The sequence below is a fragment of the Brucella sp. JSBI001 genome, from assembly GCF_026014005.1.
Classification (GTDB): domain Bacteria; phylum Pseudomonadota; class Alphaproteobacteria; order Rhizobiales; family Rhizobiaceae; genus Brucella; species Brucella anthropi.
Window position 1 is genome coordinate 2,427,782 of sequence record NZ_CP110339.1, and the last position, 20,465, is coordinate 2,448,246.

The following is a 20,465-nucleotide window of genomic DNA, read 5'->3' on the forward strand; positions in this document are numbered from 1 at the left end:
CGCAGATTTGATTCAATCAGACCTGCGCTCTCACCTATTATATTTCAAGCATAATCTTATCGATCCTCGTTTCACTCCGGTCGGATTATGCTCTAGAACATGCCTCCCAAAGCGGTTTCCCTTATGGATGACATGCTCTGGAATATGGCGCAAAATAGCGCATTCACAGCAGCACGAAAGCACCGGATAACAGAAATCGCTCCATTTCAAAAATGGACGCAAGGATAAGATTCCGGATTCTACGCTAACGACTCAAGACTTCAGCCCGGCTATCTTCAATCATCTAGTAAAGCAATCGAAAAACACCGACCGGCGCGCTTCTATTCGGGTGCGTTGAGGGAAATTCTTTGCTTTTTGCCGGATCACGCAAGTGAAGAAGTAGCGTTGGAGGTTCTCGTGAGTATAAACTTCAGATCATCGGGTATATCTGCAGAGCGCATGTCAACACGGCGCATTCTTGTAGCAGGCGGTGCCGGATTTCTCGGTTCTCATCTTTGCGAACGTCTTTTGAACGAAGGAAACTTCGTCATCTGCGTCGATAATTTTTCGACGGGGCGGCTTGAGAACCTGCGCAATCTCCTGCGTTACGACACGTTCAGCTTCGTGCGCCACGATATCGTCAATCCGATCGATCTGCCGGTGGATGAGATTTACAATCTCGCATGCCCCGCTTCGCCGCCGCACTATCAGGCCGATCCGGTGCACACGATGAAGACGAGCGTCATTGGCTCGCTCAATCTGCTCGAACTTGCCGCGCATTATCAGGCTCGGATTTTTCAGGCTTCAACCTCGGAAGTGTATGGCGATCCGCAAACGCATCCGCAGCCGGAAGCCTATTGGGGCAATGTGAACTCTTTCGGCCCCCGGTCCTGCTACGACGAAGGCAAGCGCTCGGCCGAAACGCTTTTCTATGATTTTCACAAGCAGTATGGCGTCGATATCCGTATCGTGCGCATCTTCAACACCTATGGCCCGCGCATGCGGCCCGACGATGGTCGTGTCGTGTCGAACTTCATCGTTCAGGCCCTCAAGCGTGAAGATATCACCATCTATGGCGACGGCTCGCAGACCCGTTCTTTCTGCTATGTCGATGACCTGATCGAAGGCTTCAGCCGCTTGATGAGCAGCCAGGTTCAGAAGCCCGTCAATCTCGGCAATCCGGGCGAGTTTACTGTGCGTGAGCTGGCCGAGCAGATCATTGCGCTGACAAATTCGTCCTCGCGCATCGTCTATCGCCCGCTGCCAACTGATGATCCGCGCCAGCGGCGCCCGGACATCATGCTCGCCAAGCGTGAACTTGGCTGGGAACCACAGATTGCACTTGTCGAAGGGCTGAAGCAGACGATCGCCTATTTTGAACGCCAGCTGGTCAGACCATCGGGCGAGCTCTTCGAGGTGGCGAGATGACCCGGCAAAATATACTCGTCACCGGTGGTGCCGGCTTCATTGGCAGCCATACCGCCAAGCTTCTGCACAAGAGCGGATTCTCGCCGGTCGTCTATGACAACCTGTCGACGGGCCACCGGTCTTCCGTGCGCTGGGGCGAGTTTGTCGAGGGCGACACGCTTTCGCAGGAACAGCTTATCGCTGCTATCAGAACCTTCGATCCGGCTGCCATCATCCACTTTGCGGCTTCGGCCTATGTGGGTGAATCCGTCACGGACCCCGCAAAATATTATCGCAACAATGTCGGCGGCATCCAGTCCGTTCTGGAGGCCAGCCGCCTGACAGATGGACGCCCGGTCATTTTCTCATCGAGCTGTGCCACCTATGGCATTCCGGATGTGCTGCCCATCCGCGAAGGCGAAATGCAGAATCCGATCAACCCTTACGGACGCACAAAGCTGATCGCGGAACATATGCTGGCCGATTACTCGGCAGCCTATGGCATGCCCTATGCGGCACTGCGCTACTTCAATGCCTGCGGTGCTGATCTGGATGGCGAACTGGGCGAAAAGCACGATCCCGAAACTCATTTGATACCGCGCGCCATGCTGGCTGCGGCGGGCATGGCGGATTGTCTGGAAGTCTATGGCGACGATTATGAAACGCCGGATGGCACCTGCATTCGCGACTATATTCACGTGGTTGATCTGGCGCGGGCGCATGTGCTTGCGGTCGAGCATCTGCTGAATGGCGGCGGCAATCTGGTCCTTAATCTGGGAACCGGGCGCGGAACATCCATCAAGGAAATCGTGGATGCGATAGACCGGCTTACCGGACGCAAGGTGCCTGTCGAAATGCGCGCGCGTCGGGCTGGCGATCCGCCGGTGCTTTATGCCGACCCGGCTGAAGCGGCAGCGAAGCTTGGGTTTAGCACACTCCATTCCGATCTCGACACGATCATCCGCACGGCTGCGCCCTTCTTTGGTCTGGAGATGCGGACATGACACGGCGCGAAATTCATCCGGCCATTGACGGCGACAACGGCGAAAGGGAACCATTGCTGGCGCCCATCTTCACTGGCTGCAAGCGGGTGGAATATGTGGTGGGCATCATCCTGTGGGCGCTCGCTATCACCTATTTCTGGCAATGGTGGTTCATCAGCGCGAAGCACAATCATCTGCTCGGCTCGATTCTGGTGACCGCGCTGCTGGCCTGGATCACGATCCTGCCGCTTTATTTCATCACTATTTTCTTCCACGCAGCGCGCCCGACCGGCCCGCTTCGCATCCCCGCCGGAAGCCGCGTCGCCATGGTCGTCACCAAGGCTCCGTCTGAGCCTTTCGAGGTGGTGGCTGAAACATTGCGCGCCATGCTGGCGCAGGATGTGCCGCACGATACATGGCTTGCCGATGAGGATCCTTCACCCTCGACACTTGCCTGGTGCCGTGAGCATGGCGTGTTCGTTTCCACACGCAAGGGCCGTGCCGACTATCATCGGCAGACCTGGCCGCGCCGTACCCGGTGCAAGGAAGGCAATCTCGCCTTCTTCTACGATCACTATGGCTATGAGCGCTATGATTTCGTCTCGCAGCTCGATGCCGACCATGTGCCTGAGCCGGGTTATCTCTTCAATATGCTGCGGCCCTTCGCTGATCCTGCTGTCGGTTATGTTTCCGCGCCGAGCATTTGTGATCGCAATGCGCATGAAAGCTGGTCGGCCCGCGGGCGTCTCTATGTGGAAGCCAGCATGCATGGCTCGCTGCAGGCCGGTTACAACGGAGGCTTTGCCCCGGTCTGCATCGGCTCTCATTATGCGGTACGCACGGCAGCGCTGAAGGAGATCGGCGGTCTTGGGCCGGAACTGGCCGAGGATCATTCCACGACCCTGTTCATGAACGCGCATGGCTGGCGGGGTGTTCATGCACTGGATGCCATCGCCCATGGCGACGGTCCGCGCACCTTCGCCGATCTTGTGACGCAGGAATTCCAGTGGTCGCGCAGCCTCGTGATGATCCTGTTGCAATATACGCCGAAGCTGATCGGTCGGTTGCCGCTGCGCCTGAAGATCCAGTTTCTGTTCTCGCAGCTCTGGTATCCTCTCTATGCTTTCTTTCTGGCGCTGACATTCGTTCTGCCGATAGCCATTCTGGCTTATGGTGATAATTTCGTCAGCGTTACCTATCCCGCTTTCCTGATGCACTTCATGCCGCAATCGCTCGTGATTTTGGCGCTGGCATTCTGGTGGCGGTCGAGCAAGACGTTCCGCCCTGTCGACGGCAGGATTTTCAGCTGGGAAGCGATGCTGTTCCTGCTGGCGCGGTGGCCCTGGGTTCTGGCTGGAACCTTCGCAGCCTTCCGTGACTGGCTGACCGGTTCCTTTGTCGATTTTCGTGTCACGCCGAAAGGCTCATCCGAGGTCGATCCGGTGCCACTGCGGGTGATCGCTCCCTATGCGCTGATCTCCGGTCTGTCCATTCTGCCTGTCCTCCTGGTCAGCGGTTCCGATCAGACGCGAGGCTTCTTCATCTTCGCCATCATCAATGCGTGTTTCTACCTGTTCCTGATGGCGATGATCGTGATCCAGCACACACGCGAAAATCACGTGCGGATGACGAGCCGCCTCTATCGACCGGCAATGGCATGCAGTTTTACGGCGCTGGTCGCGCTGACTGGCTTTACCACTGTCGAGCGCGGCCGCGACGGCATCGAGGCACTGAGCTGGGGCACGAAAAGCTTCACGGTATTTGACGACCGATTCTCGGTTGCCGGTGCCGGTGTAGGCGGACGTGACGTCCACAGGACAATTTTCAATCCACGCTGGCGCACGAATACCGCCAGTGGAACGAACTAGCGGGAAAGGCGCGACGATTATGAAGATCGCTGTCATCGGTACGGGATATGTCGGATTGGTCAGTGGCACGTGCTTCGCGGCATGGGGACACGAGGTCGTCTGCGTCGACAAGGATGCCCAGAAGATTGTCCGGCTGGAGCGCGGCATCGTGCCGATCTACGAGCCGGGGCTGGATGAACTGGTGGAACGCAATTTCGCCTTTGGCCGGCTCAGCTTCACGACCAATCTGGCGGAAGCCGTCAAGGGCGCGGAACTTGTCTTCATCGCCGTCGGCACACCGGCACGGGCCGGGCACGGCGATGCCGATCTGTCCTTCGTCTATATGGCCGCTCGCGAGCTTGCGCCGCTGATCGAAGACCATAGCGTCGTCGTGGTCAAGTCCACCGTTCCCGTCGGCACAGGCGATGTGGTGCAGAAGATCATCGGCTCGGTGCGCCGACCCGGCACATTCTCTGTTGCTTCCAATCCGGAGTTCCTGCGTGAGGGTGTCGCGATCCGCGATTTCCTCGAGCCCGATCGCGTCGTCATCGGCGTGGAAGATGAGCGCGCTCGTTCTGCGCTCGTCGCCCTTTATGCTCCACCGCTTGAGGCCGCAAAGACGCCAATCGTGATCACGCAGCGCCGGACATCGGAACTGATCAAATATGCAGCCAATGCCTTTCTTGCCACCAAGATCACCTTCATCAACGAACTGGCGGATCTGTGTGAGGAAGTCGGCAGCGATGTCACCGAGCTGGCGCTCGGCATGGGGCTGGACAAGCGTATCGGCACCAGTTTTCTCAATGCGGGGCCGGGTTATGGTGGCTCCTGTTTTCCGAAGGATACGATAGCGCTGTTGCGCACTGCGCAGGATCACGGGGTCGCCCTGCGACTGGTCGAGGAAACGGTTACCGTCAATGAAGCGCGCAAGCGTCGCATGGCGCTGAAGGTGCTGGATGCGCTCGGCGGCAGTGTCGAAGGCCGGACGATTGCCGTCCTCGGCCTGACGTTCAAACCCGATACGGATGATATGCGCGATGCGCCGTCCATCCCGCTTATCGAAACCTTGCAGCGCTTCGGTGCCAGCATCCGGGCCTACGATCCGGCCGGAATGGAGAATGCGCGCCGTCTTCTCAGCGACGTCGAGTTTTACGACGACCCTTACGAGTGCCTGAGCACTGCCGATGCGGCAGTGGTCGTGACCGAATGGGACAGTGTCCGCAAGCTTGATCTCGTTCGGATGAAACAGGTCATGCGGGACGCCGTACTCGTCGACTTGCGCAATGTCTTTTCACCGGCGGTTGCCGAGAATCTGGGCTTCCGGATTTCGACAATCGGCCGCCCTGTTCAATTGCGGCAGGAAACAAGACCAACAAACGTTCTGCCGCACGCGCGCATCCGTCAATCGCAAGAACCCTTGGCGGGTGCGCGCAACCTGAAGGTCGTGGGAGGTTCAAATGAAACATGTGATGTTTGAAGGCCAACGGTCCCGATCTGGTCGGAACACTGATCGGAGCAGATGTGTCTTGCCGCTGGTTGTCCTGCTTGCGGGGCTAAGCGGACCGGCTGGAGCGGCAACGGTTCCGGCAGATGGTTTGCCCGACGGCGCCCGTGTGATGACGCCTGCCGAGCTTTACCTACTCTATCGTGACAAGAACTGGCAGTGGGCTGACGGTGCTGGCCGGATGGAAAGCCAGAACCGCCGTTTCACCGCCCGTGTCGATGGCGAAAAGGGCAAGGCCTGGGCTGAAGGCCGCTGGCGGATCACCTGGTCGGGCCAGATGTGCTTCGATGCGAAATGGCATCTGGCTCAGGGCGTCTTCCCGAACAAGACCTGCTTCTCTCACCGTATCGCCGATGGGACGATCTATCAGAAACGTGAGCCGGACGGTGTCTGGTACGTCTTCCGCCATGCCAGCGGAAACAAGGATGACGAGGCGCGCAAGCTCCTCTCCATCGAAACAATAACGCCCAAAACGGAAGCGCTGAATCTGGCGTTGCCCGCTGCCCAATCGCCCGTACAATAAAGGAGGCGGCGATGAAAACCTCATACAAAATAGCAACAGCAATTCTTTGCGGTGGGCTGCTTTCAACCGCTGTTTACGCAGCGAGCGGTGTTTCGGGTGCCAATGTCGACACCCGCAACATGTTCCACGACAAGCGCCCGGTCATTACCCCGCAATCCATCAAGTTCGGGGCCTATGATCCGCACGGGGATTTCACCAACGATCCCAATTCCCGCATCGAGCATCTGTTCCTTCCGTGGGAGGATGTGGACCTGACGAGCCTGTCAACCGCTGATGCCTATGCGCAGGAACGGGGCCGCGAACTGCTGATCACCGTCGAACCCTGGTCATGGGCTCGCGACTGGCGCGTTGCACCGGATGATCTCCTGAGCGGAATCGTGCGGGGGCATTACGATACAAACATGGCTGCCGTCTGCTCCGCTGCTTCGAAGCTGAAGAGCCCTGTGACCATTCGCTGGGCGCAGGAAATGGACGACAAGACGGGCCAGTTCACCTGGTCCTACTGGTCGGCACAGGGTTATGTCCGTGCCTATCAGCATGCGGTCAATGTCTGCCGCAAGTCATTGCCGAATGCCAAGTATATGTGGTCGCCGAAGGGAGATGCGGGGCTTGAGGCCTATTATCCGGGCGATGGTTATGTCGATGTGATCGGCCTGTCGGTGTTCGGCTACGAACCTTACGATATGCTGGAACTGGGACATGCGTCCACATTCGTTGAACGGACAAAACCGGGATACGACCGGGTGGTAGGCTTCAAGAAGCCGATTGTTATCGCCGAGCTCGGTTATGAAGGGAGCGACGCCTATGTCCGGGCCTGGGCACAGGAAACCAACAAGCCGCAGCCCGAATTTCCGGAACTGACTGCGACCGTCTACTTCAACGACCGCGAAGTCTATCCGTGGCCACGGGGTGTCGGGCGGCCTGACTGGCGGGTTGCGAACCATCCGCTTGATTGATGTCGCATTTACCTCACGCAAAACCGCTTCGCACTTTTGCTGGAAATGCTCCAACGTCTGAACAGGAATACGACAATGTTTTCGATCCGTTTGAGAACCGTAAGTGCGGCGTTGTCCGTACTTCTTCTGGCAGGCGCTGCCGATGCGGCGCCGAAACAGAAAACCGAGGATCCGATCGCCATCAAGGCTGCGGCGGCTGCACCGCTGTCAGCCGACGCGCTTGAGGCGCTCTATTCCGGTAAGTCATGGAAATGGAAGGATGGCGGCGGCTATTTCTCTGCCGACAGACATCGTTTCATCGCCTGGTCGCAGAAAGGCAGGGCGTGGTCTTACGGGCAGGGGCGCTGGTATGCCACCAATCGCGGCAAGCTTTGTCTGCAGGCCTATTGGGTCAACAAGATGGGCGGCGGCAGCGATACGACCTGCTTCCTCCATCGCGAGAAAGATGGCGTCATCTATCAGAAGCGCTCACTGGGCGGCAGCTGGTATGTCTTCCGCAACAATCCGCCACGCCCGACCGATGAGGCCGCCAAGCTGCTGCGCGGCGACCGTGTTAGCAAGGGACTGGCGATCATGAAAGCCAAGGCGAGATAATCGCCAGGCAAGCATGCCGGCTCGCTGATCTGTATGGAGTTCTTGCGAGCCGGTATGCCATGGAGCGCATTCCGAAAACAGTTTCACGCCGGTCGGATTGTGCTCTAATCGCGGATGAAGCAGCGGGATTTCTGCCCGAAACCGCTCGGCGTGCACACATAGGGCGTACCGGCCGCATATTGCGTGGCGGAAACCCTGATGACCTTGGCCGATGCAGGCTTGTTGTAGCGCGCTTGGCTATTCACCTTATACTTGACGAGGTAAACGGAAACCGTTTCGCTTTTCTGCTTGCGGGCATCCTTGGCTTCGGCGCCTGCCGTCAGGCATAATGAAGCGGACAGTCCAACGACAATAGCGGCAGCCCATTTCAAGCTTTCGCGGCGCACAGTATATGCAAATACATTGTTCATGCGATTGCCTCCGGTTGTTATTACCGTGCTTTCTATCGGACGCGTTTTAATATTCTGGCCGGATTTTCCTGAAAATTTTCATCAAATGGGATGCAATCAACTCATTTCAGAGACCGTTTTGCGCGCTCCGACACTTCCGGCCAAATCTGGGAAAAGGCCGGGAAAGCGGGGTTGTCGGCGCGTAAGAGGAAACGTCGGCTACCGGTCTGAACGGTTACGTGGCTGATAGTGTTCCAGCTTATTTTGATTTTATACGTGCAAATGCTACTATCAACCCAGGGCTTGGGTCGCCATTACCGCGCCTCGAGCCTCCGGGTTGGTTTAGGGAGTTGCCGTGACATCCCCGAGCGACAAGGCCTCGCGTGATCTGAAGCCCGATTTTGTGGAGCGCCGCCAGTCAGTGCGCGTTCCACTCGCGCCCCTTGGAGAAGATGCCCGAAGCACCAATATTCTGACCCCGCTGGTCTTTACGACCGAAGAGCTGGAACCCTGCGCACAGTTTCCCACATGGCAACAGCACGTGGCTCCCCTCTATGATGTGCGGATGCCGGATGGTGTGAACGCCGAAGACGGTTTTGCCGTTACCCAGAAAGTCTGGGATCTGCGCGGCATGCTGCTGATAGAACAGACTGTTCCTCCATTCAGCTATGAACGTACAGCGGAAAAGGTTCGTTTCAGCCCGATTGATCACTGGCAGATCAGTTTTCTGCGAAGCGGTCGCACATGGACGGCGGTGGATGATCGTGTGGCGGAAAACGAGCCCGGCATGATCAATATCCGTTCGTTTGGTTATCCGTTTCGCGGTCGTGCGCTGGCAACGGACGTGGTGCTGCTGATCATTCCGGTCGATCATTTCGCCGGTCTGGGCGGTATGCCGGAAGCGTGCAACAATGCGACGCTCGGAGGCTATCGCGCCAAGCTGCTGATCGATTTCGTATCGACGATCCAGGCGGGGCTTGACCATATCAGAAGCGAAGACCTGCCGGAGCTGCGCGACGCCCTGCGCCAGATCGTATTTGACACGATCGCCCCTTTGGTAAAGGAAAACGATGCGAGCGAACACAATGCGTCTCTCGGGGCCTCTCTGGGGTTGATGACCAAGGCCAGACGCTTCATCCAGAAAAATCTCACGTCCCGTGAACTCACGCCCGATGCACTGAGCAAGGAGCTCGCCATCTCACGCACACATCTCTATCAGCTGTTCGAAGGCTCGGGCGGGGTGCTCAACTATATTCGCCAGAAGCGTTTGCTTGCAGCACATGAGATGCTTGCGGATGCATCCGAAAACCGCAGGGTGTCCGACATAGCGCAGCTGTTTGGCTTCGATACGGCAGCCAATTTCACGCGGGCATTCACGCAGCATTTTGGCTACAGTCCGAGCAATGTCCGCAAGTCGCTGTCGCGAAACGACGGCATCAGCGACAGCCAGTCTGACGCGAACCGCTCCCTCACTTTCTCAACCCTGCTACGAACGCTGGCAACGACCGGTGCGTAAAGTTCCAGAAGAATGATCGTTATAGTTTGACGATCTGTCGGAAGCAGACCGCCAGAGCATTTCCTGTTTTGATTGAATCATAGGAAATGCTCTATCCGTTTGTTTTTACGCATGTCTTTATTCCGAAACCGGTTTCCACTTTCGAGAGACATGCTCTAGTCGTTTTCCGGCAAACGTGGAAAGTGCTCCATCGTTTCATCAAGGAACACCCATTCATGCTTCGATTGCTCGAATACAGATAGGGTGGGCTGGGCAAAAGCCGGATCGGCAAAAAGGCCAACCGCCACGCCGATTACGGAAGGGGCCGCATCAGGCAGCCAATAGACGGTCGAGCCGCAAGCCGGGCAAAAATGCATCCGGACCTTGCGGCCACTTTCCGCCGTCCGAATGAATTCCGTCGATGCGCCTGAAATTTCAACGCAGCCTATCGCGTAGAAGGCATTTGCACTGAATGGCGAACCTGTTCTCCGCTGACAGGCGAAGCAGTGGCACAGTGCCGTCAATTGCGGTGGCCCGTTGGGTGTTACTGTCAGATTTCCGCATGCGCATTGAGCATAGGTCATGGATTTCTCCTGCAAGGTGAGATCGCATCATCAGAAATGGAATGGAAATACAGCCCGAATGGCCAGAGTGTTCCGGAAGGAACTGGCTAGGCTTCGGGCTCGGCTGCAACTCCAGCAGCATCTGAACCGAATACTTCGCATTATCATCTCTTAGCGCTCTATCCGCAAGTTCGGCTGGATAGAATTTCTCACGCTTGCTTTTGCGCAAGATATTGCGGACGTTGTTGTCGGACTCCCATTCGGGAGAACACATGGGAGGAAAGACATGCAGCATTACAGACTGAAATCGCTTTCCCTTGCCGCTGTCATTGCCGTTGCAGGCCATCTGCCATCGGCTCATGCGGCATCGCCAGCCCCGGCCGAAGGCCAGAACGGCATGGTGGTTACGGCCCAGCATCTTGCCTCGCAGGTCGGTATCGATGTGCTGAAGAACGGTGGCAATGCCGTCGATGCGGCTGTCGCTGTCGGCTATGCACTGGCGGTTGTCTATCCGACTGCCGGTAATCTCGGCGGGGGTGGCTTCATGACGATCCGCTTCAAGGACGGCAAGAGCACCTTTCTCGATTTTCGCGAGCGTGCGCCGCTCGCCGCCACCAAGACCATGTATCTGGACAAGGATGGCAAGCCGGTCGAAGGCGCCAGCACTGAAACCTATCTCGCCATCGGCGTACCGGGCACGGTGGCTGGCCTTGAGGAAGCACGCGAAAAATATGGCACCCGCAAGCGCGAGGAGCTGATCGACCCGGCACTGAAACTTGCCAAGGATGGCTTTACGCTTGAACTGGGCGATATTCTCTCCTTTGCTGACGGCAATGAAAGACTTGCGAAAGACCCGGCAGCTGCCAAAATCTTCCTGAAAGACGGAAAAGCGATTCCGTTGGGCGAGAAGCTTGTCCAGCCGGATCTGGCAAAGTCGCTTTCGGCCATTTCGGAAAAGGGGCCATCGGCCTTCTATCAGGGCGATATCGCCGATCTGATTGTCAAATCGAGCAAGGAGAATGGCGGCATTCTCGCCAAGGCTGATTTCGAAGAATACAAGGTCCGTGAGCTGGAACCGGTCAAGTGCAGCTATCGCGGCTATGACATCGTCTCATCGCCGCCGCCTTCTTCCGGCGGACTGATCATCTGTGAAATCCTGAACGTGCTTGAGGGTTACCCGATTTCCTATCTGGGCTATGGTTCCGCGGAAACCACGCGTTTGATGGTGGAAGCGATGCGCCACGCCTATGTGGACCGCAACACGGCGCTGGGCGACCCTGATTTCGTTGACAATCCGATCGAGAAGCTCACCAGCAAGGCCTATGCTGCAGAAATTCGCAGTCGTATCGATCCTTATCGCGCTGGTGTCAGCGAGGCGCTGAAGCCGGCTGAATTCAAGGAGTCCAACGAAACGACGCATTATTCCATCGTGGACAAGGACGGCAATGCTGTCGCCGTGACCTATACGCTGAACGGATCGTTCGGCACGGCCAAGGTGGCTGAGGGCACCGGAATTCTCCTCAACAACGAGATGGACGACTTCACCATCAAGCCGGGCGTGGCCAATCTCTATGGTCTCATACAAGGCGAAGCCAATGCCATCGAACCGCGCAAGTCACCGTTGTCCTCAATGAGTCCGACTATCGTATCGAAGGATGGCAAGCCGTTCATGGTCATCGGCAGCCCCGGCGGTTCGCGCATCATCACGATCACGCTTGAGGCGATCATGAATGTCATCGATCACGGCATGGACATTCAGGAGGCTATCGATGCCCCGCGCATCCATCACCAGTGGCTGCCGGATAGGGTCTATATGGAAGCGAACGCGCTTTCGCCGGATACGATCCGGTTGCTGACCGGCATGGGCTATACGGTCGGGGAAGACGCTGACTGGCCGGTCTGGGGCGAGGCAGCTGGCATTCTTGTCGGCGGCAAGGATATGGCAGCAATCGAAAAGGGTGGTGACAACCGCTATTACGGCGCTATCGACAGCCGTGCCGTCGCTGGTGCTGCAATAGGATACTAGAGCATGTCTCCCGAAAGTGGGAACCGGTTTCGGGAGACATGCGTAAAACAAACAGATAGAGCATTTCTAATGATTCAATCAAAACAGGAAATGCTCTAAAACAGAACCGCTTTGCCGGTGGCCGAAGGCATAGACAGAGCGAGGAGACGAGATGAATTCACGTCTCCTCAATGTCTGTGTCGGATCAACCAATGCTTTTGTCGGTTATCCGTGCGCTCTTTAGTATTTCGATGACCATTTCGGAGGCTTTGTTAAGCGAACCGACCGGTAGAAACTCGTAAATCGAGTGGAAGTTGTGCGCGCCGCAGAACAGGTTCGGGCATGGCAGTCCTTTTTCGGACAGCACCGCACCGTCATAACCGCCGCGCATCGGCAGCGGTGTCGGTGTCACGCCTATTGCCTTCATGGCCTGAAGGGCAAGAACGACCGGATAGCGATTTTCGCCTTGCAGGCTCTCGGCAGCGTTCCGGTAGACAGCCTTGTAGTCTACATGAACCGTACCCTCGCCATGAAGCTGGTTGAAACTTGCGGCGAGGTTTTCGATGAACGCACGACGTGTTTCGTAACCGTCCTTCGTGAAATCGCGAATGTCGATGATCAGGTTGGTCTCGGCGACTGTTCCTTGAATGCCCTTGGCCCAATAATAGCCTTCGGTACCTTCCGTATATTCCGGGCGTTCGCCGCCCGGCATCATGGCAATGAATTGCTGGGCATACAGAATGGCATTGCGCAGCTTGCCCTTGGCCGACATCGGATGGGCTGGCTGGCCTTTGAAGTTGAGGCGGAATTCACCGGCGTTCCAGTTTTCATACACGATCTCGCCAACCGCACAGCAGTCGAGCGTATAGGCGAAATCGGCGTTCAGGGACGCGACGTCGAGCGCCTTGGCTCCGAGCAATCCGATTTCCTCATCGGGAACGAAAACAACCTTGACCGTGCCGTGCTCGATTTCGGGATGCGTGGTCAGAACCTGCATGGCATGCATGACCTCGGCAATGGCAGATTTGTTATCGGCGCCGAGCAGGCTGGTGCCGTCCGTCACGATGATCCGGTCCCCGACATAACGTTCCAGCTCCGGGAACTCGGCAAGCCGCATGACAGCACCGGTCGTTTCGTTGAGCAGGATATCTCCACCCCGATAATCGACCACATGAGCACGGGTATCGGTCGTGTATTCGCCGGACGTATCGAGATGGGCGACCCATGCAATCGTCGGAAACTGCTGATCGGCATTCGAGACATTGGCAGGCAATGTGCCGACAACGATCGAGTGGTCACGCTCTTCAACATCCATACCCATGGCGCGCATTTCGCTGGCGAGCAACTTTGCGAGATCGGTTTGTCCCTCGCTCGACGGGAGGTTGCCTGCATTCGGCACAGCGGTCGTGTTGATGCGGGTATAGGCTAGAAAGCGGTCTACGATATCCATTATATTTTCTCGGTTATTGGTCGGAATCGGCCCGGATTTGATCCGAGAACCAAAGAAGAATAGCGGGCGTTTAGAGCGCCGATCTGATTCAATCAGATCGGCGCTCTAAACTTTCTTTCCAAAGCATAATCTTATCGATCCTCGTTTCACTCCGGTCGGATTATGCTCTATGCCCGCTACCCAGAATTTCATCACCGGTCATCAAACCGGCGGAGGACGAAGCCTATTCTTCGATGTCGACATCTTCGAACAGATAGCCGCCAAAGGGATCGATGCGGAAGTCTTTGACCTTCTTGCTGATCGGCTGCTCGACAATCTGATGAGCAATGGTCAGCCAGGGAGCCTGTTCCTTGAACACGACCTGCGCCTGCTCGTAGAGCTTGGTGCGCTCGGCTTGATCGGTGGTCAGCTTGGCCGCCTGAATGAGCTTCTCGAAGTCCTGATCGCACCAGTTTGCGCGATTGGCGCTGCCGATGGCCTGGCAGCTCAAAAGAGCGGCGAGGAAGTTGTCGGGATCGGCAATGCCACCGGTCCAGCCAAGCATGACGGCACCATCGCGGTCCTTATCCAGCGAACGCTTGAGATATTCGCCCCAGTCATAGGTGACGATTTCCGCCGTTACCCCCACCTTGGCGAAGTCAGACTGAATGAGCTCGGCTGCACGGCGCGCATTCGGCATATAGGGCCGCTGCACGGGCATGGCCCAGATCTTCATTTTCAGGTCTTTGACGCCTGCTTCATCGAGCATCTTGCGCGACTGTTCAGGATCGTAAGCGTCGTCCTTGACGTTCTTGTTGTAGCCCCAGACACTGGGCGGGAGCGGATTGACCGAAGCGACCGCAGAGCCGAGATACACTGCATCGATGATAGCAGCCTTGTTGACTGCCATGTTGAGCGCCTTGCGGACACGCACATCGTCAAACGGTTTTTGCTGGGTGTTGTAGGCTAGGAAGGACAGGTTCAAACCTTCCTTGTGCAGCATTTCGACGGCCGGGTCTTTCTTCATCTCTGCAATATCAGCGGGATTGGGAGCGGCAATGACATGGCACTCGCCCGACTTCAGTTTCTGATAGCGCACTGCCGCATCCGGCGTGATCGCAAAGATGAGATTGTCGATTTTCTGCTTGCCCGCCCAGTAATCGGGATTGGCCTGATAGCGGATGGCGCTATCCTTCTGATAGGCGACAAACTGATAAGGGCCGGTTCCGACTGGCTGCTGGCTGAACTCCGCAATGCGGCCTTCGGCGACCAGCTTGTCGGCATATTCCTTGGACTGAATGACGGCGAATGTCAGCGACAGCGTCGAGATAAACGTCGCTTCGGGATGCGTCAGCACAAACTTGACCGTGTGATCGTCGATCTTTTCGATTTTCTCGATCAGCGACGGGAAGGAATAAGCTCCGAATTGCGGCCATGTACCCTGATTGTAGTAGGGATTGTCCTTGTTCCCCTGACGGTCGAACGTGAAGATCACATCGTCTGCATTGAATTCACGCGTCGGAGTGAAAAAACTCGTGGTGTGAAACTTCACGCCCTTTCGCAGGTGAAACGTATATTCCTTGCCGTCGGCAGAAACGTCCCAGCTTTCCGCGAGGCCGGGTTCCAGTTCCGTCGAGCCGCGCTTGATCTTGATAAGTCCGTTGGACACATTGCGCGCCGACGCGTCATACACGGCGCCGGATGTCGTTTGCGCCGCATCGAACATTTCAGGAGATGCCTCGGAGCAATAGATCAACGTCTTGGCAAAGACCTGTCCGACCGCCGTGCTGTTGAGCGCAGCCGCGACCAGCGCGGCTGAAAATAGTTTTCCGTATGTATTCATGAGGCTGCATTCCCTTGCTTGCGACGCGACCGACCTTCAACGGGTTGTTCAGTATCGACTTTTTCAGATGATTCTAAACAGCGGTGCGGCAGCATTTGAACGCGCAAAGGCTCGTGAAGCAAGCTCAAAAGGATCGGGAGGCATGCGTAGAAGTGGTTTAACTGGCGCTGCCGGTTCCGGGAATTTCGGGGATCATCTGACGCAGCAGGTTTCGCAGGATGGATCGTACGGCGACGGTGGCTGCAGACTGTTCGCGGTCGCGGGGCGTGATAAGGCGCACCTCGCGCACGATGGCCGGGTCCGTCAGGGGGCGGGCCACGATGCCGCGACCGCGCAGCGCGGTAAAGGCATAGGCGGGTAGAACAGCGATACCGGCATTGACCTCGACCAGCGACAACACCGAGTGAATCTGGTTGACCTCCATATGCGGTCGAAGCGCCAGTTTTGCCTGTTCGAAGCCGATTTCCGTCAAAAGCCGGATATTGCTTTTCTGGGTAAGCGTAATGATGGGCTGATCGTCGAGTTCTGCCCAACGGACCTGCTCATGCCCGGCGAAATCGTGATGGGGCGACACGAAAATCATCAGCTGATCGCGCAGTGCCATCTGGCTTTCGACGTCGGAATCTTCACCGGAAAACGTGCCAACGCCGAGGTCGCAACGCCCGTTGCGAACCTGTTCGATGACGATTTCGGGTCCGACATCCTCGATCTTGATGACAAGGTTGGGGTGTTCATCAGCCACGCGGCGAACCAGATGAGGAAGCACCGTCGTGCACAGCAAAGGCGGGGCTGCGATGCTGACCTGACCGCGCCGCAATTTCCCCAGATCGCGCACGACTTCGGCGGCGCGGTCAATTTCGGCAAGACCGGCAAGCGCACCTTCGGCAAAGGCACGTCCGGCATCCGTCAGGCTGACGCGCCGTGTCGTCCGGTCGAAAAGCCGCGCGTCCAGCACCGTTTCCAGATCACGGATCGTGTGGGAAAGATTGGCCTGGGTCGTCCTGACACGCTCGGCTGCGCGGGAAAAGTTTCCCAGTTCGACCACGGCTTGAAAACATTCAATCTGGCGGAGAGTGGGACGCATCGGCTCACTTATGAGTTTTTGTTTATGAATATATTCTACTTACAAGACTTCTCGAATGAAAGAAAGTCAGGCTCGATCAGGGAGACGCGGGTTTGGAGTGACCCGCCCCGAAGCGAGGATTCCGATGAAGTATGACCGTCAGAACGCCAAGGCCCATTCGCGCGCTACGATGCGCGGTATCTGGGCTGCGGCAAACACGCCTTTCAATCAGGACGGATCGATCGATGAAGGCGGCTTTCGCAAGAATGTCGACCATTGGATCAACGATCTGGGCATTGACGGACTTTTCGTCGCGGGAAAGCAGGGCGAATTCTTCTCGATGTCGGTTGACGAGCGCAAGCGCATGTTCGATCTGGCTGTCTCGGCAGTAGGTGACAAGGCGCAGACAATCATGTCCTGCTCGGACCAGAACATGGATGTGGTTATCGATCTGGCCAAGCATGCGCAGGCCTGCGGCGCGGACTATATCGTCGTCCATGCACCGGTTCTGCATTTCCTGCGTGCGCAGGACGAAACGCTGCTGCGCTACTATGAAACCATTGCCTCCAAGGTGGATATCGGCCTTGCACTCTGGTCGCATCCGGATAGCGGTTATCTGATGAGCCCTGAGCTCTGCAATCGTCTGGCCGATATAGAAACCGTCGTCGCGATCAAATATTCGGTCCCACGCGACATGTATCGCAAGCTCACGGAACTTGCAGGCGACCGCATTCTGGTCTCGACCGCATCGGAAGACGAATGGCTGGATAATATTCTCGAACTGGGCTGGCAGCTCTATCTCTGCTCTTCACCGCCCTACACGCTGCAGACCAAGGTTGATCGCCGCATGCGCGATTATACCGACCTGGCCTTTGCGGGCAAAGAGGCCGAGGCGCGCGCCGTCTGGCAGAGCCTCGAGCCTGTCCGTCATGCCTTCAAGTCGACGCGACCGGCTGAAAAGCCCACTTCGCATCAAAAATACTGGCAGGAGCTGCTCGGCCAGGTTGGTGGACCTGTTCGTGCGCCGATGCTTGAGCTGACCGACGCTGAAAAACGGGCAATCCGGGAGGCATTTGATAGCTGCGGTCTCAAACTGTCCTGATCGAACCGAAAAGGGGAACAAGAATGACAAAACTCAGCGCTTTCAATTTCCAGAAATGGATCGATGAACACAAGCACCTGCTGAAGCCGCCTGTCGGCAATCAGCTGGTGTTCAAGGACGCGGACCTGATGGTGACGGTCGTTGGCGGCCCGAACAAGCGCACCGATTACCACGACGATCCGGTCGAAGAGTTCTTCTACCAGCTCAAGGGCGACATGCTGCTGAAGCTGCATGACACGTCGACGGGCGAATTTTACGACGTGCCGATCCGCGAAGGCGATATCTTCCTTCTGCCGGCGCATATCCGTCATTCGCCGCAGCGCCCGCAAGAAGGTTCCATCGGTCTGGTGATCGAACCGGCCCGTCCTGAAGGCGTTCTCGATGCCGTCGAATGGTATTGTTTCGAATGCAGCGGTCTCGTTCATCGCGCTGAAGTGGATCTGGAATCCATCGTCGACGATCTGCCGCCGCTCTATGCTGCTTTCTACAATGACGAGAAACTGCGGACCTGCCCACATTGCAATACCGTCCACCCCGGCAAGAACCCGCCGGAAGGCTGGGTTGCGCTCTGACGAGGCATGCCCGGCGGAACTGCCGGGCGCCCATCCATAAAAAGACAAGGGGAAATGAAATGAAAAACAAACTCCTGATGATCGGCCTGCTGGCGGGGCTGACGACTGGTGCTGCTGCTGCTGAACCGGTCAAGATCGGCGTGATTACGACCTTGTCAGGTCCGGGAGGTTATCTCGGTCAGGACGTGCGCGATGGTATGAAGCTTGCCATTGATGCCGAAGGCGGCAAGCTCGGTGGTGTGCCGGTTGAACTGAAGGTCGAGGACGACGCTGCCAAGCCCGGCAACGGACGACAGATCGCCGAGCGGTTCATGTCGGAAGACGGCGTCAAGCTTTTTACCGGCATCATCTTCTCGAATGTAGCCGGCGCAACCGTACCGGATATCATCGATAATGACAGTATCTATATCAGCGCCAACGCCGCGCCATCGAACATGGCGGGCAAGGGCTGCGATGCGAATTACTTCGTGGTTTCCTGGCAGAATGACTCGCTCCACGAGGCATCGGGCATTGCTGCGGAACAGGAAGGGTTCAAGCGCGCCTTCATTCTTGCGCCGAACTATCAGGCAGGCAAGGATGCGCTGGCTGGCTTCAAGCGCCGGTTCAAGGGCGAAGTTGTCGGTGAAATTTACACCCAGCTCGACCAGACCGATTATTCAGCTGAGATGGCGCAAATTCGCGCCGCAAACCCTGATGTGGTTTTCCAGTTTCATCCGGGCGGCATGGGCATTGCGTTCATGCGCCAGTATCAGCAGGCCGGTCTTCTCGGCAAGATTCCGATGGTTCTTTCCGAACCGTCCAGCGATGCTGTGATCCTCAAATCACTGGGTGACGCTTCGGTCGGAATCATGGCCACCAGCCACTGGAGCCCGGATATGGACAATGCGGCGAGCAAGGAACTCGTGGCAAAGTGGAAAGCCGCTTATCCTGACCGGCCTCTGACCTATTACGGCACGCAAGGCTACGACGTGGCTCGCCTGATTGCTTCTGCCTTGAAGCAGACCGGCGGCGTTGACGATATCGATGCGGTGCGCGAAGCGCTGCGGAAGGCTGACTTCCAGTCCGTGCGTGGCAATTTTGCCTTCGGTCCGAACCAGCATCCGTTGCAGGACTGGTATCTCCTTGATGTCGTCAAGGGCGAGGACGGCAACCCGACCACCAGGATCAAGAAGAAGCTGATCGAAAATTACGGTGATTCCTATTCTGCAGAGTGCAAGCTCTGACAGCCACCGTCCGGCGCGCGCGAAAGTGCGCGCCACGCTTCTTTTCATTTCTCATGAAGGTCGTTTCCTCCAATGACACTCATCTTCGAGCAACTTTTGAATGGCCTTCTCTACGGCGTCATGTTGTTCCTTCTGGCAGCAGGGCTGACGCTGATCTTCGGGATCATGGGCGTCATCAACCTCGCTCATGGCTCGCTCTATATGATCGGCGCTTTCATCGGCACCTGGGTGGCCGTGCAGACCGGGAATTTCTGGTTGGGCTTGCCCGCAGCTATTCTGGCCGCGACGATTGCCGGTATCGTGATCGAGCTTGGCGTCATGCGAAAGCTCTATCAGCGCGATCATCTGGATCAGGTGCTGGCGACTTTTTCGCTCATTCTGATTTTCAATGAGCTGACCGTGCTGATCTTTGGCCGCCAACCGATTTTCACGCAGTTGCCTGCATCGCTCTCGCAGCCGATCGAACTGTTTTCAGGCCTGAGCTATCCGCCGTTCCGGCTGCTCATCATTGTGGCTGGCCTGCTGGTTGCCGGTGGTCTTTATCTGCTCATCAACCGCACCCGCATCGGCATGCTGGTTCGGGCAGGGTCGACCAACCGCGATATGGTCCGCGCGCTCGGCGTGGATATCCGTCTGCTCTATACGCTGGTGTTTGCGCTTGGTGCGGCTTTTGCGGGTCTTGCAGGATTCATGACCGGACCGATCCTTGCCGTTCAGGTCGGTATGGGCGAGCAAATCCTGCTTGCCACCTTCGTGGTCGTGGTTATTGGCGGCGTTGGCTCGATCAAGGGAGCCTTCATTGCCGGTATTTCGCTCGGTATCATCGATACCTGCCTGCGCGCCTTTCTGCCTTCCATTCTGCGTCAATTCATGGCCGGGGCCGAAGCTGACGCGCTTGGCGTGGGCATTGCGTCCATGGGCATCTATCTGCTGATGGCCATCGTTCTTCTGTTCCGCCCGAGAGGCCTCTTTCCGGTGGGAGCCTGAA

At 57.0% G+C, this 20,465-nt stretch carries 18 protein-coding genes; 13 read left to right on the forward strand and 5 right to left on the reverse strand.

Going from position 1 to position 20,465, the window contains the following annotated elements; genetic code table 11:
- Positions 1-438: 438 nt before the first annotated feature.
- The 7 genes from LJ361_RS11395 (at position 439) to LJ361_RS11425 (ending at position 7,793) form a co-directional block, all read left to right on the forward strand.
- Positions 439-1,407, forward strand: a complete 969-nt coding sequence (locus LJ361_RS11395) for a UDP-glucuronic acid decarboxylase family protein (RefSeq protein ID WP_010660575.1) — start codon at positions 439-441, stop codon at positions 1,405-1,407.
- Complete coding sequence (gene galE / locus LJ361_RS11400) at positions 1,404-2,390, forward strand: UDP-glucose 4-epimerase GalE (RefSeq protein ID WP_151665163.1); 987 nt, start codon at positions 1,404-1,406, stop codon at positions 2,388-2,390. The genes LJ361_RS11395 and galE overlap by 4 nt, the downstream gene beginning before the upstream one ends.
- Positions 2,387-4,237, forward strand: coding sequence for a glycosyltransferase family 2 protein (locus tag LJ361_RS11405; RefSeq protein ID WP_264811545.1), 1,851 nt, complete (start codon positions 2,387-2,389; stop codon positions 4,235-4,237). Before galE ends, LJ361_RS11405 begins: the two co-directional genes overlap by 4 nt.
- 19 nt (positions 4,238-4,256) lie before the next feature.
- Entirely contained in the window at positions 4,257-5,693 is a 1,437-nt protein-coding gene (locus LJ361_RS11410) for a UDP-glucose dehydrogenase family protein (protein WP_010660578.1), read from the forward strand.
- Positions 5,686-6,243 carry a DUF995 domain-containing protein gene (locus LJ361_RS11415; protein ID WP_376787377.1) on the forward strand — a complete coding sequence of 186 codons (558 nt, stop codon included), beginning with the start codon at positions 5,686-5,688 and terminating at the stop codon, positions 6,241-6,243. The genes LJ361_RS11410 and LJ361_RS11415 overlap by 8 nt, the downstream gene beginning before the upstream one ends.
- A gap of 11 nt (positions 6,244-6,254) precedes the next feature.
- Complete coding sequence (locus LJ361_RS11420; protein ID WP_010660580.1) at positions 6,255-7,199, forward strand: glycoside hydrolase family 26 protein; 945 nt, start codon at positions 6,255-6,257, stop codon at positions 7,197-7,199.
- 75 nt (positions 7,200-7,274) lie between these two features.
- Complete coding sequence (locus tag LJ361_RS11425) at positions 7,275-7,793, forward strand: DUF995 domain-containing protein (protein ID WP_012093686.1); 519 nt, start codon at positions 7,275-7,277, stop codon at positions 7,791-7,793.
- Between the two features lie 104 nt (positions 7,794-7,897).
- Here LJ361_RS11425 and LJ361_RS11430 read toward each other — a convergent pair whose 3' ends face one another.
- Positions 7,898-8,203, reverse strand: a complete 306-nt coding sequence (locus LJ361_RS11430) for a hypothetical protein (RefSeq protein ID WP_010660582.1) — start codon at positions 8,201-8,203, stop codon at positions 7,898-7,900.
- Between the two features lie 334 nt (positions 8,204-8,537).
- Here LJ361_RS11430 and LJ361_RS11435 point away from each other — a divergent pair, with 334 nt between their 5' ends.
- Positions 8,538-9,698, forward strand: coding sequence for a helix-turn-helix domain-containing protein (locus LJ361_RS11435; protein WP_036588186.1), 1,161 nt, complete (start codon positions 8,538-8,540; stop codon positions 9,696-9,698).
- Positions 9,699-9,853: 155 nt separating this feature from the next.
- Here LJ361_RS11435 and LJ361_RS11440 read toward each other — a convergent pair whose 3' ends face one another.
- The gene (locus LJ361_RS11440) at positions 9,854-10,261 is read right to left on the reverse strand and encodes a GFA family protein (protein ID WP_151665160.1); all 408 of its coding nucleotides are present in this window, start codon (positions 10,259-10,261) and stop codon (positions 9,854-9,856) included.
- Between the two features lie 265 nt (positions 10,262-10,526).
- Here LJ361_RS11440 and ggt point away from each other — a divergent pair, with 265 nt between their 5' ends.
- Complete coding sequence (gene ggt, locus LJ361_RS11445; RefSeq protein WP_264811549.1) at positions 10,527-12,266, forward strand: gamma-glutamyltransferase; 1,740 nt, start codon at positions 10,527-10,529, stop codon at positions 12,264-12,266.
- Positions 12,267-12,450: 184 nt separating this feature from the next.
- On the opposite strand, the gene pepT is transcribed toward ggt, so the two are convergent.
- The 3 genes from pepT to LJ361_RS11460 all read right to left on the reverse strand — a co-directional run bounded on the left by pepT (position 12,451) and on the right by LJ361_RS11460 (position 16,601).
- Positions 12,451-13,695, reverse strand: a complete 1,245-nt coding sequence (gene pepT / locus LJ361_RS11450; RefSeq protein WP_264811550.1) for a peptidase T — start codon at positions 13,693-13,695, stop codon at positions 12,451-12,453.
- A gap of 223 nt (positions 13,696-13,918) precedes the next feature.
- Complete coding sequence (locus LJ361_RS11455; RefSeq protein ID WP_151665157.1) at positions 13,919-15,517, reverse strand: ABC transporter substrate-binding protein; 1,599 nt, start codon at positions 15,515-15,517, stop codon at positions 13,919-13,921.
- A gap of 157 nt (positions 15,518-15,674) precedes the next feature.
- Positions 15,675-16,601, reverse strand: a complete 927-nt coding sequence (locus LJ361_RS11460; RefSeq protein ID WP_010660588.1) for a LysR family transcriptional regulator — start codon at positions 16,599-16,601, stop codon at positions 15,675-15,677.
- Between the two features lie 124 nt (positions 16,602-16,725).
- Between LJ361_RS11460 and LJ361_RS11465 the strand changes: the two genes are divergently transcribed.
- The 4 genes from LJ361_RS11465 to LJ361_RS11480 all read left to right on the forward strand — a co-directional run bounded on the left by LJ361_RS11465 (position 16,726) and on the right by LJ361_RS11480 (position 20,464).
- On the forward strand, positions 16,726-17,682 hold the full coding sequence (locus tag LJ361_RS11465) for a dihydrodipicolinate synthase family protein (RefSeq protein ID WP_029928726.1): 957 nt from the start codon (positions 16,726-16,728) through the stop codon (positions 17,680-17,682).
- A gap of 23 nt (positions 17,683-17,705) precedes the next feature.
- The gene (locus LJ361_RS11470; RefSeq protein ID WP_010660590.1) at positions 17,706-18,254 is read left to right on the forward strand and encodes a 3-hydroxyanthranilate 3,4-dioxygenase; all 549 of its coding nucleotides are present in this window, start codon (positions 17,706-17,708) and stop codon (positions 18,252-18,254) included.
- Between the two features lie 59 nt (positions 18,255-18,313).
- Entirely contained in the window at positions 18,314-19,477 is a 1,164-nt protein-coding gene (locus tag LJ361_RS11475; protein WP_010660591.1) for an ABC transporter substrate-binding protein, read from the forward strand.
- A 72-nt stretch (positions 19,478-19,549) separates the two neighbouring features.
- Positions 19,550-20,464 (forward strand): branched-chain amino acid ABC transporter permease, encoded by a 915-nt coding sequence (locus tag LJ361_RS11480; RefSeq protein WP_010660592.1) that lies wholly within the window; start codon positions 19,550-19,552, stop codon positions 20,462-20,464.
- The last annotated feature ends 1 nt before the right edge of the window (position 20,465 follow it).

Bases quoted from the DNA above. Each gene is read 5' to 3' on its own strand.
- LJ361_RS11395 (WP_010660575.1), top strand. From the start codon at position 439: ATGTCAACACGGCGCATTCTTGTAGCAGGCGGTGCCGGATTTCTCGGT.
- galE (WP_151665163.1), top strand. From the start codon at position 1,404: ATGACCCGGCAAAATATACTCGTCACCGGTGGTGCCGGCTTCATTGGC.
- LJ361_RS11405 (WP_264811545.1), top strand. From the start codon at position 2,387: ATGACACGGCGCGAAATTCATCCGGCCATTGACGGCGACAACGGCGAA.
- LJ361_RS11410 (WP_010660578.1), top strand. From the start codon at position 4,257: ATGAAGATCGCTGTCATCGGTACGGGATATGTCGGATTGGTCAGTGGC.
- LJ361_RS11415 (WP_376787377.1), top strand. From the start codon at position 5,686: ATGTTTGAAGGCCAACGGTCCCGATCTGGTCGGAACACTGATCGGAGC.
- LJ361_RS11420 (WP_010660580.1), top strand. From the start codon at position 6,255: ATGAAAACCTCATACAAAATAGCAACAGCAATTCTTTGCGGTGGGCTG.
- LJ361_RS11425 (WP_012093686.1), top strand. From the start codon at position 7,275: ATGTTTTCGATCCGTTTGAGAACCGTAAGTGCGGCGTTGTCCGTACTT.
- LJ361_RS11430 (WP_010660582.1), bottom strand. From the start codon at position 8,203: ATGAACAATGTATTTGCATATACTGTGCGCCGCGAAAGCTTGAAATGG.
- LJ361_RS11440 (WP_151665160.1), bottom strand. From the start codon at position 10,261: ATGACCTATGCTCAATGCGCATGCGGAAATCTGACAGTAACACCCAAC.
- ggt (WP_264811549.1), top strand. From the start codon at position 10,527: ATGCAGCATTACAGACTGAAATCGCTTTCCCTTGCCGCTGTCATTGCC.
- pepT (WP_264811550.1), bottom strand. From the start codon at position 13,695: ATGGATATCGTAGACCGCTTTCTAGCCTATACCCGCATCAACACGACC.
- LJ361_RS11455 (WP_151665157.1), bottom strand. From the start codon at position 15,517: ATGAATACATACGGAAAACTATTTTCAGCCGCGCTGGTCGCGGCTGCG.
- LJ361_RS11460 (WP_010660588.1), bottom strand. From the start codon at position 16,601: ATGCGTCCCACTCTCCGCCAGATTGAATGTTTTCAAGCCGTGGTCGAA.
- LJ361_RS11465 (WP_029928726.1), top strand. From the start codon at position 16,726: ATGAAGTATGACCGTCAGAACGCCAAGGCCCATTCGCGCGCTACGATG.
- LJ361_RS11470 (WP_010660590.1), top strand. From the start codon at position 17,706: ATGACAAAACTCAGCGCTTTCAATTTCCAGAAATGGATCGATGAACAC.
- LJ361_RS11475 (WP_010660591.1), top strand. From the start codon at position 18,314: ATGAAAAACAAACTCCTGATGATCGGCCTGCTGGCGGGGCTGACGACT.
- LJ361_RS11480 (WP_010660592.1), top strand. From the start codon at position 19,550: ATGACACTCATCTTCGAGCAACTTTTGAATGGCCTTCTCTACGGCGTC.